The organism is Pseudomonas sp. GWSMS-1 (assembly GCF_049847425.1).
Taxonomy (GTDB): Bacteria; Pseudomonadota; Gammaproteobacteria; order Pseudomonadales; family Pseudomonadaceae; genus Aquipseudomonas.
The window spans coordinates 2,477,079-2,489,800 of sequence record NZ_JBMHHV010000005.1 but is presented as its reverse complement, the minus strand read 5'-3'; the positions used below and the strand labels follow the sequence as shown (position 1 = coordinate 2,489,800).

13 protein-coding genes are annotated in these 12,722 nt (G+C 58.7%); 11 read left to right on the top strand and 2 right to left on the bottom strand.

Translation table 11 applies throughout. The features are described from left to right. Positions 1-12: 12 nt before the first annotated feature. From fghA to rpoS, 8 genes are all read left to right on the top strand, one after another. Positions 13-858: an S-formylglutathione hydrolase gene (gene fghA / locus ACEPAJ_RS15315; protein ID WP_425915859.1), complete on the top strand. Its 846-nt coding sequence runs from the start codon at positions 13-15 to the stop codon at positions 856-858. A gap of 99 nt (positions 859-957) precedes the next feature. Beyond that, a complete protein-coding gene (ispF, locus tag ACEPAJ_RS15310; RefSeq protein WP_274086777.1) occupies positions 958-1,431 on the top strand; it encodes a 2-C-methyl-D-erythritol 2,4-cyclodiphosphate synthase in 474 nt (157 codons plus the stop codon). Continuing rightward, positions 1,428-2,486: a tRNA pseudouridine(13) synthase TruD gene (gene truD / locus ACEPAJ_RS15305; RefSeq protein WP_425915857.1), complete on the top strand. Its 1,059-nt coding sequence runs from the start codon at positions 1,428-1,430 to the stop codon at positions 2,484-2,486. Before ispF ends, truD begins: the two co-directional genes overlap by 4 nt. Then, positions 2,474-3,223, top strand: a complete 750-nt coding sequence (gene surE / locus ACEPAJ_RS15300; RefSeq protein WP_425915855.1) for a 5'/3'-nucleotidase SurE — start codon at positions 2,474-2,476, stop codon at positions 3,221-3,223. Before truD ends, surE begins: the two co-directional genes overlap by 13 nt. A 38-nt stretch (positions 3,224-3,261) precedes the next feature. Beyond that, entirely contained in the window at positions 3,262-3,897 is a 636-nt protein-coding gene (locus ACEPAJ_RS15295) for a protein-L-isoaspartate(D-aspartate) O-methyltransferase (protein WP_425918059.1), read from the top strand. Between the two features lie 25 nt (positions 3,898-3,922). Next, positions 3,923-4,861, top strand: a complete 939-nt coding sequence (locus ACEPAJ_RS15290; RefSeq protein WP_425915853.1) for a DUF368 domain-containing protein — start codon at positions 3,923-3,925, stop codon at positions 4,859-4,861. Between the two features lie 56 nt (positions 4,862-4,917). Further along, positions 4,918-5,763, top strand: a complete 846-nt coding sequence (locus tag ACEPAJ_RS15285) for a peptidoglycan DD-metalloendopeptidase family protein (RefSeq protein WP_425915851.1) — start codon at positions 4,918-4,920, stop codon at positions 5,761-5,763. 101 nt (positions 5,764-5,864) lie between these two features. Further along, complete coding sequence (gene rpoS / locus ACEPAJ_RS15280) at positions 5,865-6,875, top strand: RNA polymerase sigma factor RpoS (protein ID WP_425915849.1); 1,011 nt, start codon at positions 5,865-5,867, stop codon at positions 6,873-6,875. A gap of 502 nt (positions 6,876-7,377) precedes the next feature. On the opposite strand, the gene fdxA is transcribed toward rpoS, so the two are convergent. Together fdxA and mutS are read right to left on the bottom strand one after the other, a co-directional pair. Further along, positions 7,378-7,701, bottom strand: a complete 324-nt coding sequence (fdxA, locus tag ACEPAJ_RS15275; RefSeq protein ID WP_274086771.1) for a ferredoxin FdxA — start codon at positions 7,699-7,701, stop codon at positions 7,378-7,380. 140 nt (positions 7,702-7,841) lie between these two features. Further along, on the bottom strand, positions 7,842-10,415 hold the full coding sequence (gene mutS / locus ACEPAJ_RS15270) for a DNA mismatch repair protein MutS (protein WP_425915847.1): 2,574 nt from the start codon (positions 10,413-10,415) through the stop codon (positions 7,842-7,844). 78 nt (positions 10,416-10,493) lie between these two features. Between mutS and ACEPAJ_RS15265 the strand changes: the two genes are divergently transcribed. The 3 genes from ACEPAJ_RS15265 (at position 10,494) to recX (ending at position 12,616) form a co-directional block, all read left to right on the top strand. Next, the gene (locus ACEPAJ_RS15265) at positions 10,494-11,006 is read left to right on the top strand and encodes a CinA family protein (protein ID WP_425915845.1); all 513 of its coding nucleotides are present in this window, start codon (positions 10,494-10,496) and stop codon (positions 11,004-11,006) included. Between the two features lie 90 nt (positions 11,007-11,096). Then, positions 11,097-12,140 (top strand): recombinase RecA, encoded by a 1,044-nt coding sequence (gene recA / locus ACEPAJ_RS15260; RefSeq protein WP_322948521.1) that lies wholly within the window; start codon positions 11,097-11,099, stop codon positions 12,138-12,140. A gap of 11 nt (positions 12,141-12,151) precedes the next feature. After that, complete coding sequence (gene recX / locus ACEPAJ_RS15255; protein ID WP_322948522.1) at positions 12,152-12,616, top strand: recombination regulator RecX; 465 nt, start codon at positions 12,152-12,154, stop codon at positions 12,614-12,616. Positions 12,617-12,722 lie beyond the last annotated feature (106 nt).

Genomic DNA, 12,722 nt, shown 5'->3' with positions numbered 1-12,722 from the left:
AATGGAGGCCTCATGACCTTGGAAAATATTTCCTGCCAGAAGAGTGCGGGCGGTTGGCACAAGCGCTATCGGCACCGTTCTGCGGTGCTGGGCTGTGACATGGTGTTTGCCGTGTACCTGCCGCCGCAGGCCGAGCAGGGCGGCAAACTGCCGGTGTTGTATTGGCTGAGCGGGCTGACCTGCACCGATGAGAATTTTATGCAGAAGGCCGGCGCGCACAAGCTGGCGGCCGAGCTGGGGATGATCATTGTCGCGCCGGATACCAGTCCGCGTGGCGCGGATGTTCCGGATGATCCGGATAAGGCCTGGGACTTCGGTTTGGGTGCCGGGTTCTACCTGAACGCCACCCAGGAGCCTTGGGCACGGCATTACCGCATGTACGACTATGTGGTGCAGGAGTTGCCAGCACTGATCGAAGCGAACTTCCCGGTATCCGACAAGCGCGGCATTAGCGGTCACTCCATGGGCGGGCATGGTGCGCTGGTCTGCGCACTTCGCAATCCGGGGCGCTATCAGTCGCTGTCGGCGTTTGCGCCGATCAGCAATCCGAGTAACTGTCCCTGGGGTGAGAAGGCATTCTCGCGCTACCTGGGCGACGAGCGTTCGCGCTGGCGTGAATGGGATGCTTGCGTCTTGCTGGCTGAGGCGACGGAAAAGCTGCCGATTCTGGTTGATCAGGGTGATCGCGATGATTTCCTGGAAAATCAGCTCAAGCCGGATGCCCTCAAGGCCGCGGCGCAAGCGGCAGGGCATCCGTTAACCCTGCGTCTGCAGCCCGGTTACGACCACAGCTACTACTTTATCGCCAGCTTTATTGACGACCACCTGCGTCATCACGCCAAGGCGCTGTTGGGCTAAGGCCCCGCTGGCGAGCGATGCTGCTTCGCCAGCTAGCCGGCTTCTGCCTGCTGCTTTCAGTTAGAATCACGCCCTGACTTTTTCAGGGCGTTGTTCTTTATGCGTATTGGCCACGGCTACGACGTGCACCGCTTTACCGAGGGTGCCTTTATTACCCTGGGCGGCGTGCAAATCCCCCATCAGTTTGGCCTGTTGGCCCATTCCGACGGCGACGTGCTGCTGCACGCGTTGAGTGATGCCTTGCTTGGCGCGGCGGCTCTGGGCGACATCGGCAAACACTTCCCCGACACCGACCCGACCTTCAAGGGGGCAGACAGTCGCGCCTTGCTGCGTCATGTGCTCGGGCTGATTCACGCAAAAGGCTGGCAGGTCGGCAATGTCGACGCCACCATCGTCGCCCAAGCGCCGAAGATGGCCCCGCATATTGAAACCATGCGCGCACGCATTGCCGAGGACCTACAAGTGAGCCTGGATCAGGTCAACGTCAAAGCCACCACGACCGAGAAGCTTGGTTTTACCGGGCGTGAAGAAGGCATTGCGGTGCATGCGGTCGCGCTGTTGGTCGCGCAATGAACGAACTTCAATTGCTGGGCCCGCGCGCCCATGGTGAGCCTTGCGGCACGGCAGTACTCAAGGCCGTGGCGGAAGATTTTCAGGTCGATGAGGTGCTGGATATCCCGCTGGCCGGCGAGGGTGAGCACCTGTGGCTGTGGGTAGAAAAGCGTGAGCTGAATACGGAAGAGGCCGCCAAGCGTATTGCCCGCGCCGCTGGTGTACCGCTGCGGCTAATCAGCTATGCCGGCCTCAAAGATCGCCAGGCGCTGACCCGTCAGTGGTTCAGCTTGCACCTGCCGGGCAAGGCTAATCCGGACCTGAGCGCTGCCGAAGATGCCAGCCTGAGCATCCTCAAGCAGCAGCGCCATACACGTAAGCTGCAACGCGGTGCCCATGCGGCCAATGGCTTTACCCTGCGCCTGACACAGCTTGCCGCTGACCGCGAAGCGCTGGATCAGCGTCTGACGCAGATCGTCGCTCAAGGTGTGCCCAACTATTACGGCCTGCAGCGCTTCGGTCATGAGGGCGGTAATGTCGCCCATGCCCGGCATTTTGCGCAGGGTAAAAGCTTGCCGGAAAAACGCAATGTGCGCTCGCGGGTGCTCTCGGCGGCGCGCAGTTATCTGTTCAATCAAGTGTTGGCTGAACGGGTCAAAGCCGGTACTTGGAATCAGGCATTGCTGGGTGATTTACTGGCCTTCACCGACAGCCGCAGTTTTTTTCCTGCCGGTGAGGCCGAGTGCGCTGACCCACGCTTGGCCATACTTGATCTTCACCCTACCGGGCCGTTGTGGGGTGCCGGTGTTTCGGCGGCTGAAGGGAGTGCCGAGGTACTGGAGCAGGACTTGGCGGCACGCGAGGTTGTCTTGGTCGACTGGTTGGCAGAAGCGGGCATGACCCATGAGCGGCGCATCCTGCGCCTCCCCATTGGCGGCCTGTCGTGGCATTATCCCGAGCCTGACATTTTGCAACTGGAATTCGTCCTGCCGGCTGGATGCTTCGCCACCGTCTTGGTGCGCGAGCTTGTCGATCTGTTGCCTGCAGGGCAGACGGACAACCCATGCGTATTCTGATTTCCAATGATGATGGCGTTGCTGCGCCAGGCCTGTCTGCGCTGCATGCAGCGTTAGCGGACTACGCCGAGTGCGCAGTGATTGCACCCGATCAGGACAAAAGCGGCGCCAGCAGTTCGCTGACCCTTGATCGTCCTTTGCACCCGACGACCTTGCCTAACGGCTACATCAGCTTGAACGGCACCCCGACCGATTGTGTGCACCTGGGCCTCAATGGCTTGCTACCGCACGTGGCGGACCTGGTGGTGTCGGGTATTAACCTAGGAGCTAACCTGGGTGATGACGTGCTGTATTCCGGCACGGTGGCTGCTGCTCTGGAGGGACGCTTTCTGGCGCGTCCGGCGTTTGCCTTTTCTTTGCTCTCACGTTTGCCGGATAACCTGCCGACTGCCGCCTATTTCGCCCGTAAGTTGGTCGAGGCGCATGAGCAGCTCGACCTGCCGCCGCGCACCGTGCTCAATGTGAATATCCCCAACCTGCCGCTGGAGCATATCCGTGGTATCCAGCTGACGCGTCTGGGTCACCGTGCGCGGGCTGCTGCGCCGGTGAAGGTGGTTAACCCGCGCGGTAAAGAGGGCTACTGGATCTCGGTAGCCGGTGATGCGGAAGACGGTGGCCCAGGCACAGATTTTCATGCGGTGATGCAGGGCTACGTCTCTGTCACGCCGTTACAGTTGGATCGTACGTTTCAAGAAGGGTTCACCAGCCTGCAACCCTGGTTGGAGGGGCTGCTGTGATCTTCCGTGAACAGGATGACTTGCACCGCGGTATTGGCATGACCTCGCAACGCACCCGCGAGCGCCTTATTCAGCGTCTTTACGAGGAAGGCCTGTCCAACCCCCATGTACTCGAAGCTATTCGCCGTACGCCGCGCCATCTGTTTGTAGACGAAGCCCTGGCGCACCGTGCCTACGAGGACACGGCGCTGCCGATTGGCAGCAATCAGACCATCTCGCAGCCGTATATGGTTGCACGCATGAGTGAGCTACTGCTGGCCGCGGGCCCCTTGGACAAGGTGCTGGAAATCGGTACGGGCTCGGGCTACCAGACTGCGATTCTGGCTCAGCTGGTCGAGCGGGTGTTCAGTGTCGAGCGTATCCAGAATCTGCAGGACAAGGCCAAAGAACGGCTGCTTCAGCTAAACCTACGCAACGTCGTGTTTCGCTGGGGTGACGGCTGGGAAGGTTGGAATGCCCTGGGGCCATACAACGGCATCATCGTCACTGCGGCGGCGGCCAATGTGCCACAGGCCTTGCTTGATCAACTGGCTCCAGGCGGACGCTTGGTTATTCCGGTTGGTGCGGGTGATGAGCAGGAACTCATGCTGATCATCCGTGAAGAAGACGGCTTCTCGCGGCACGTGCTCGATGCTGTGCGTTTTGTGCCTTTGCTTAACGGGCCCCTGGCCTGACTTTAGATTGCTCGCGGATGGACCCATGAAGAAGTATTTCCTGCTTTACGCCAAAGGCATTGCCATGGGCGCGGCCGACGTAGTGCCCGGTGTTTCGGGCGGCACCGTAGCCTTTATTAGCGGTATCTATGACGAGTTGCTACGTTCTATTTCGAGCATACCGGTGGCGCTCGGCCTGTTGCTGCGCGGGCGCATTGTCGAGGCTTGGAAAGCCGCCAATGCGACCTTTCTGTTGGTGTTGCTGCTGGGCGTCATGACCAGCGTGCTCAGCCTTGCGCGGTTGATTACCTACCTGTTGGTCGAGCAGCCGATCCCCGTGTGGTCGTTTTTCTTTGGCTTGATTCTGGTTTCCACTCACCTGGTCGTGCGCGAGATTAAGCACTGGAATTGGACGCGGATTGTCAGTCTGGCGTTAGGGGCGGCATTCGCCTACTGGATTACCGTGGCGTCGCCGCTGCAGTTGGGGCATGACCCCCTTAGCCTGTTCTTTGCAGGCGCTATCGCTATTTGCGCAATGATTCTGCCAGGTGTTTCCGGCAGTTTTATTCTGGTTCTGCTGGGCTTGTACAGCTTTGTGCTGACGGCGGTGAAAGGCCTGGATATCACTGTATTACTGATTTTTGCCGGCGGTTGCCTGGTTGGTCTTGTCAGCTTTGCCGGGATTCTGCGTTGGCTGCTGTCGCGCTGGCGCGACCTGACTCTGGCGTTTCTTACCGGGCTGATGATCGGCTCACTGAACAAAATCTGGCCCTGGAAGGAAACCCTGACGTGGCGCACTGACAGCCATGGCGAGCAGGTGCCGCTGCTACAAACGAACCTCTGGCCTGAGCGCTTCGCTGAAATTAGCGGGCAGGACCCGCAGCTTCTTCTGGCCATTACCTTGGCTATTGTCGGCATCATGCTGGTGCTGGCACTGGAGTGGTTGGCCGGGCGCAGCCCGCAAAGCGCTGGCGAGAACCCATAATTGCGGCACAATGCCCGCCTGTTAAATGCAGTCAGTTTTACCCAAGGGAGATGCAGGTGAGTTTCACAGCCATTCAATTGCCGATTCGCGGCAGCGGTGCTCGTAACCTGCTGGGTGGCCTTGTCCTGGGTGTGCTGCTGAGTGCCTGCGCGAGCCCGCCACCCGGTGGCGTCAAAGTGGTTGATCGTACTGCCAGCCAGGCCCCGCAGCGTCAGCCGGTTCGCAGCGGTCAATACCAGGTGAAGCGTGGCGATACGCTGTATTCCATTGCCTTCCGTTTTGGTTGGGATTGGAGGGCGTTGGCCGCACGCAATGGTATTGCGCCGCCGTATTTGATTCGCGTTGGCCAGATTATTCGCTTTGACGGGCAGCCTGCCAGTCGCCCGCCGGTGGTGGCCAGTGCGCCCGTAGTTGTGGCACCGGCCCGCCGGCCGAGCACGCCGATTAGCAGCAACCCTGCGCCAACCCAAGCGCCAGTCCCGGTCAAGACTATGCCAAGCATCAGCGCGTTACCGCCCACGCAGCGCTCTGCATCGGGCTGGTTGTGGCCATCGAATGGCGCGGTTATCGGACGTTTTTCCTCAAACGGCAGTTTGAATAAAGGCATTGATATAGGCGGGGAATTGGGCCAGCCTGTTTTAGCTGCGTCTGATGGTTCAGTGGTCTACGCCGGGAGTGGTTTACGGGGCTACGGCGAGTTGATAATCATCAAACATAGCGATACCTATGTAAGCGCCTACGGTCATAACCGCAGGTTGTTGGTGCAGGAGGGGCAACAGGTCAAAGCCGGGCAGAAAATTGCCGAGATGGGTTCCACGGGAACTGACCGTGTCAAACTTCACTTTGAAGTGCGCCGCCAAGGTAAACCTGTAGATCCGCTGCAATACCTGCCTAAACGTTGACCTTGCGCTAGCCTGTCCCCACTCGTAGGAGGACGGGCCCGGTGCAACCAGGGAGTTGGTGCGCTAGGGCTTGCTGTCGAACTCAGCAAGGAATAATAAAAATGGCTCTCAATAAAAAAGAAGCGCCGGGGTTTGATGTCGATGATGAAGTGCTCCTGATGGAGCCGGCTATTGTCCTTGACGACGACTCAATCGATAGCTCGCAAGCGCCACTTTCCCGCAGCACCGCTAAGGCGTCCACCGCCAGCAGCAAACAGCACAAATACATTGATTACACCCGCGCGCTCGACGCCACTCAGCTGTACCTCAACGAAATTGGCTTCTCGCCTCTGCTGACGCCCGAAGAAGAAGTGTTCTTTGCGCGCTTGGCGCAGAAGGGCGACCCCGCGGGTCGCAAACGCATGATCGAAAGCAACCTGCGCTTGGTGGTGAAGATTGCTCGCCGTTACGTTAACCGTGGCCTGTCGCTGTTGGATCTGATTGAAGAGGGCAACCTCGGCCTGATTCGCGCGGTAGAGAAATTCGATCCAGAGCGTGGTTTCCGTTTTTCGACCTATGCCACCTGGTGGATCCGCCAGACCATCGAGCGGGCGATCATGAATCAAACCCGTACCATTCGGTTACCCATTCATGTGGTTAAAGAACTCAACGTATACCTGCGCGCCGCGCGCGAACTGACTCAAAAACTCGATCACGAACCTTCGGCAGAAGAAATTGCTAATCTGCTGGAAAAACCGGTGGGTGAAGTCAAACGCATGCTCGGCTTGAACGAGCGTGTGTCCTCGGTGGATGTGTCGCTGGGCCAGGATTCGGACAAAACCCTACTCGATACCCTAACGGACGATCGTCCGACCGACCCTTGTGAGTTATTGCAGGTTGAAGACCTTTCACAGAGCATCGATCAATGGCTCTCGGATCTGACCGATAAGCAGCGTGAGGTGGTGATTCGCCGCTTCGGCCTGCGTGGTCACGAAAGCTGCACGTTGGAGGAGGTGGGGCAGGAGATCGGCCTGACCCGTGAGCGCGTTCGGCAGATTCAGGTCGAAGCCCTCAAGCGCTTGCGCGAGATCTTGGAAAAGAACGGCCTGTCGAGTGACTCGTTGTTCCAATAACTCTGATGACAAATACCAAGCCCGGCTTCTGCCGGGTTTTTTATGGGCTTCTATTCTGGGCGGCCATCGAGTTAGTGCTGTATTTGCGCCCAGCCGGATGGTGTTCTTTGTCACTTATACGAGAGTACCTGTAAGCCATTGCTTACAGGTTGCGTAAGTGTTTGGTGCGTGGTTCGGTCAGGTGAACGCCTGTTAATTACCTAATTACTTGATTTATATGAGTTATATATTTTTTGTTTGGTGGTTTCAGGTGGCGCCAGCAACATTTCAGGCGCTTGTTAGGCCGGTAAAGATCGCTATTATTAGCCCTGTGCAGACGGATAAGCACAGGTTGTCAGGATGACAATCAGGACATCGCAAGGCGCGATTCATCAGGATGATGGGCTGGGAAATACAGGGACTAGGGACAAAAGAGTGGGCGGTTAATACCGCCCCTTTTTTTGTCTGCAGAAAAGTAAAAACCCGCGCAAGGCGGGTTTTTATGCAATCGAGGAGCCGGTAACTAGCGCTCTAGGTATTGCAGTTTGTCCTTCACGCCATCCCACTCTTCGGCGTCCGGCAGGGACTCTTTCTTCTCGGTGATGTTTGGCCAGATTTCCGCCAGATCGGCGTTCAGCTCGATGTACTCCTGCTGATCTTCTGGTACTTCATCTTCAGAGAAAATCGCTTGTGCAGGGCACTCAGGCTCACACAGTGCGCAGTCGATGCACTCATCCGGGTGAATCACCAGGAAGTTCGGGCCTTCGTAGAAGCAGTCCACCGGGCAGACTTCTACGCAGTCGGTGTATTTGCATTTGACGCAGTTGTCGGTAACGACGAAGGTCATGTCTGATTCTCTCCTCGGGCGCCAGCCTGCCCCGTTCTATGCGGGCTTTAGCGGCTAGGGGGTGGTGTGGCCACGGCTCAGGCTTTAAGTCGGGCAGTCGTAAAAATGCGCGCGATTCTAACAGTTCGCGCGCAATAGCGTTAGAAGCGTGTCTTCCATGTATATAACAGTTCCAGTGCTTTGCGCGGAGTCAGATCATCGGGATTGATCTTGCGCAATTCCTCCTGCAGTGGATGCGGCAGGCTGGCAAACATATCGCTCTGCATTGGCGCCGCAGTCTGACCTGGCTGCGTGGGCGGCAGTTCGTGGGGCAGGCTGGTGGTTTCTAAACGCGCCAGGTGTTCGCGTGCGCGTAGGATCACCTCGCTCGGCACGCCGGCCAGTTGCGCAACGGCGAGGCCATAGCTCTGGCTGGCAGGGCCGGGCAGCACGTGGTGGAGGAACACAATGCGCTCATTATGCTCGGTGGCGTTGAGGTGCACGTTGGCCACGATGGGCTGGCTTTCCGGCAGCACGGTCAGTTCAAAGTAATGGGTGGCGAACAGGGTGTAGGCGCGCAGCTTGGCCAGCTGTTCAGCCGCGGCCCAGGCCAGCGATAAACCGTCGAAGGTGCTGGTACCGCGACCGACTTCGTCCATCAATACCAGGCTGCGCTCTGTGGCGTTATGCAGGATGTTGGCGGTTTCGCTCATCTCCACCATAAAGGTCGAGCGGCCACCGGCCAGGTCATCGCTCGAACCGATGCGGGTAAAGATGCGGTCGACCAGCGATAGCTCGCAGCTTTTTGCCGGGACGAAGCTGCCGATGTGCGCGAGCAGCACGATCAGCGCGGTCTGGCGCATGTAGGTGGATTTACCACCCATGTTCGGCCCGGTGATGATCAGCATACGCGTGTCATCGTCCAGGCTCAGGTCGTTGGCCACAAATGGCGTGGTCAATACTTGCTCAACCACCGGGTGACGACCCTGGTCGATGCGCATGCATGGCTCATCAACAAAGCGCGGACGGTTGAGGTCAAGGTTAAGCGCACGCTCGGCCAGGTTGCTCAGTACATCCAGCTCGGCCAATGCAGCGGCGCTGTCCTGCAGTGGGCCCAGGTGGCTGATCAGACGTTCGAGCAACTCGTCATAGAGTAATTTCTCGCGGGCCAGGGCGCGGCTCTTGGCCGATAGCGCCTTGTCCTCGAACTCTTTGAGCTCGGGGGTGATAAAGCGCTCAGCGCCTTTCAGGGTTTGGCGGCGGATGTAGTCAGCCGGGGCTGACTCGGCCTGCTTGCTGGGTAGCTCGATAAAGTAGCCGTGCACGCGGTTGTAGCCGACCTTGAGGTTGGCCAGCCCGGTGCGGGCTTTTTCGCGGGTTTCTAGGTCCATCAGGTACTGGCCGGCGTTTTCGCTGAGCGACTGCAATTCGTCCAGCTCAGCGTCGTAGCCGGTTTTCAGCACGCCGCCATCACGAATCACCGCCGGCGGATTGTCGATAATCGCTTTTGCCAGCAGCTCGGCCAGTTCCGGATAGGTACTGACGCACGTCGCCAGGCTGGTCAAATGAGGCGCTTCTAGATTGGCCATGGCCATTTGCAGGGTTGGTAACGCGGCCAGGGCATCACGCAGGCGTGCGAGGTCGCGTGGGCGGGCGTTGCGTAGGCCGATGCGAGCCAGAATACGCTCTAGATCACCGATTTCTTTGAGTTGTGGCTGAAGGGTTTCGAAGCGATAGCGCTCCAGCAAGCAGGCGATCGATTCCTGCCGCGCTTCCAGAATAGATTGGTCGCGCAGCGGACGGTTTAGCCAGCGGCTCAGCAGGCGGCTGCCCATGGCAGTCTGGCAGCGGTCAACGACCGACTGCAGGGTGTTTTCACGCCCACCGGCCAGGTTGATGTCCAATTCAAGATTGCGCCGGCTGGCGCCGTCGAGAATTACCGTGTCGTCCAGGCGCTCATGACGCAGGCTGCGCAGGTGTGGCAGGGCAGTGCGTTGAGTTTCCTTGGCGTACGCCAGCAGACAGCCCGCTGCGCCGATGGCCAGCGTCAGGTTTTCACAACCAAAGCCCTTGAGGTCCTGGGTGGCGAATTGTTGGCAGAGGCTTTTGTGCGCAGTGTCGCGTTCGAAGTCCCACGGTGCACGACGTTTTGCGCCCCGGCGCTTTTCGGCTGGCAGGTTTTGTGGCCAATCATCGGGGATCAGCAGCTCAACCGGGTTCAGGCGCTCAAGTTCGGCCAGCAGGTTCTCCCAGCCCTTGATCTCCAACACGCTGAAGCGGCCACTGGTGATGTCCAGTACCGCCAGGCCGAACAGCCGCTCATCACCCAATACTGCCGCCAGCAGGTTATCGCGCCGCTCATCGAGCAGCGCCTCATCACTGATGGTGCCAGGGGTGATAATGCGCACCACCTGGCGCTCTACCGGTCCCTTGCTGGTGGCTGGGTCGCCAACCTGCTCGCAGATCACCACGGACTCGCCAAGTTTGACCAGCTTGGCCAGGTAGCCCTCCAGTGAGTGGAAGGGAATGCCGCACATAGGAATCGCTTGGCCCGCGGATTGGCCGCGTGCGGTCAGGGTGATATCCAGTAGTTTGGCGGCCTTTTTTGCGTCCTCGTAGAAAATCTCGTAGAAGTCGCCCATGCGGTAGAACATCAGTTGATCTGGATGCTGATTTTTCAGTCTCCAGTACTGTTGCATCATGGGCGTGTGAGAACTGAGGTCGCTTTGGCTCATCGTTTTAACTGTCCGGCTGAATCGCAAAAGCGCCTAGTGTACGGTATCGGCCTAGCTGGCTTTAACCCCGGAGTGCAGATGACTGTGAATGAGCAAACCCTGACCCGCCTGGCGACCGAGTTGGGCGAGCAACTGCTGGCTGCTAAGGCTCAGGTGACGACGGCGGAGTCTTGCACCGGCGGCGGCATTGCTGAAGCTATTACCCGGGTTCCGGGCAGTTCGGCCTGGTTTGAGGCTGGCTTCGTAACCTATTCCAATAAGCAGAAGAGCCGACAGCTCGAGGTGCCTGAAAGTCTGTTCACCACCGTTGGCGCGGTGAGTCAGGAGGTTGTCGAAGCCATGGTGCGCGGGGCTCAGGCCAATAGCGGGGCGCGTTTCGCCGTGGCGGTCAGCGGTGTAGCTGGGCCCGATGGCGGCACGCCGCAGAAACCGGTTGGGACTGTATGGTTGGCTTGGGGCGATGGTGCGCAGTTTTTTAGTGTGCGCCGGCAGTTTTCCGGTGACCGTGGCGAAGTTCGCCGACAAACGGTTGAGGCCGCTCTGGGTGGGCTGTTGCGCCTGCTGGCGCAAGAAAATCCAAGCCCGGGGTAGGCGGGCGACTTGCCCTGTGGAATAATACTGTCTACTTATACAGTTGTTGGTGGCCGCTAGCTGGCCCTTCTTGATTACGTGAGGACTTAAATGGACGAGAATAAGAAGCGCGCCTTGGCGGCTGCCCTAGGCCAGATTGAAAAACAATTCGGTAAAGGCGCAGTGATGCGTATGGGCGATCACGATCGCCAGGCCATTCCAGCCATCTCCACTGGCTCGCTGGGTCTGGATATCGCGCTGGGCATTGGCGGTCTGCCGAAAGGCCGTATCGTCGAAATCTACGGCCCTGAGTCCTCGGGTAAAACGACGCTGACCCTGTCGGTTATCGCCGAAGCACAGAAGCTCGGTGCCACCTGCGCCTTCGTCGATGCCGAGCATGCGCTCGATCCCGAATATGCCGGCAAGCTGGGTGTGAATGTTGACGACCTCTTGGTGTCGCAGCCGGATACCGGTGAGCAGGCCCTGGAAATCACCGACATGCTGGTGCGTTCCAACGCCATCGACGTAATCGTTATCGACTCCGTGGCAGCACTGGTACCGAAAGCCGAAATCGAAGGCGAGATGGGCGATATGCACGTCGGCCTGCAGGCTCGTCTGATGAGCCAAGCGCTGCGCAAGATCACCGGTAACATCAAGAACGCCAACTGCCTGGTGATCTTCATCAACCAGATCCGCATGAAGATCGGCGTGATGTTCGGTAGCCCGGAAACCACCACCGGTGGTAACGCGCTGAAGTTCTACGCCTCGGTTCGTCTGGACATCCGCCGTACTGGCGCGGTGAAAGAAGGCGACGAAGTGGTCGGCAGCGAAACGCGTGTCAAAGTGGTGAAGAACAAAGTCGCACCGCCTTTCCGTCAGGCTGAATTCCAGATTCTTTACGGCAAGGGCATCTACCGTAACGGCGAAATCATTGATCTGGGTGTGCTGCACGGTTTCCTCGAAAAATCCGGGGCCTGGTACAGCTATCAGGGCAGCAAAATTGGTCAAGGTAAGGCCAACTCGGCCAAGTACCTGGAAGACAACCCGGAAATTGCACGCACCGTTGAAGGCTTGATCCGCGAGAAGTTGCTGGTGGCAAGCCCTTCGGTTAAGGCCAACTCGACAGCCGGTGACTTGGCTGACGCTGACGCCTGATTGGTTTGTCCATGTCCACTGTTCTGGATAACCCCGTCGCAGTGCGACGGGCGGCCATGGATCTACTGGCGCGGCGCGAACATGGTCGCGTCGAGCTGACCCGTAAGCTGCGCAGCCGTGGTGCAGCAGATGAATTGATTGACGCGGCCCTCGACCGTCTTGCGCAAGAGGGCTTGTTGTCTGAGGCGCGCTACCTCGAAGCGTTTGTCAGTTATAAGGCGCGTGCCGGCTATGGGCCGCTGCGTATCCGCGAAGAACTGACGCAGCGCGGCTTGAGCCGCGGCGATGTCGAGCAGGCCTTGCGTGACAGTGGTATCGACTGGCGTGAACACCTGCAGGAAACCTGGCAGCGCAAGTTTGCCGGTGAACTGCCGCGTGATGTGCGTGAGCGTGCCAAGCAGGGGCGTTTTCTCAGCTATCGAGGTTATCCGCCCGAGTTGATTGGGCGTTTGCTGCGAGGGGCTCTGGACGATTAAGCGGCAGCTAGTTTTGCTCGGTCAGCCTGTATCAATCCTTACGTTTCCCCATTACCTATTCTACACGCCGATGATGCAGCAGTACTGGAGGCAAATGCTTTCTGGA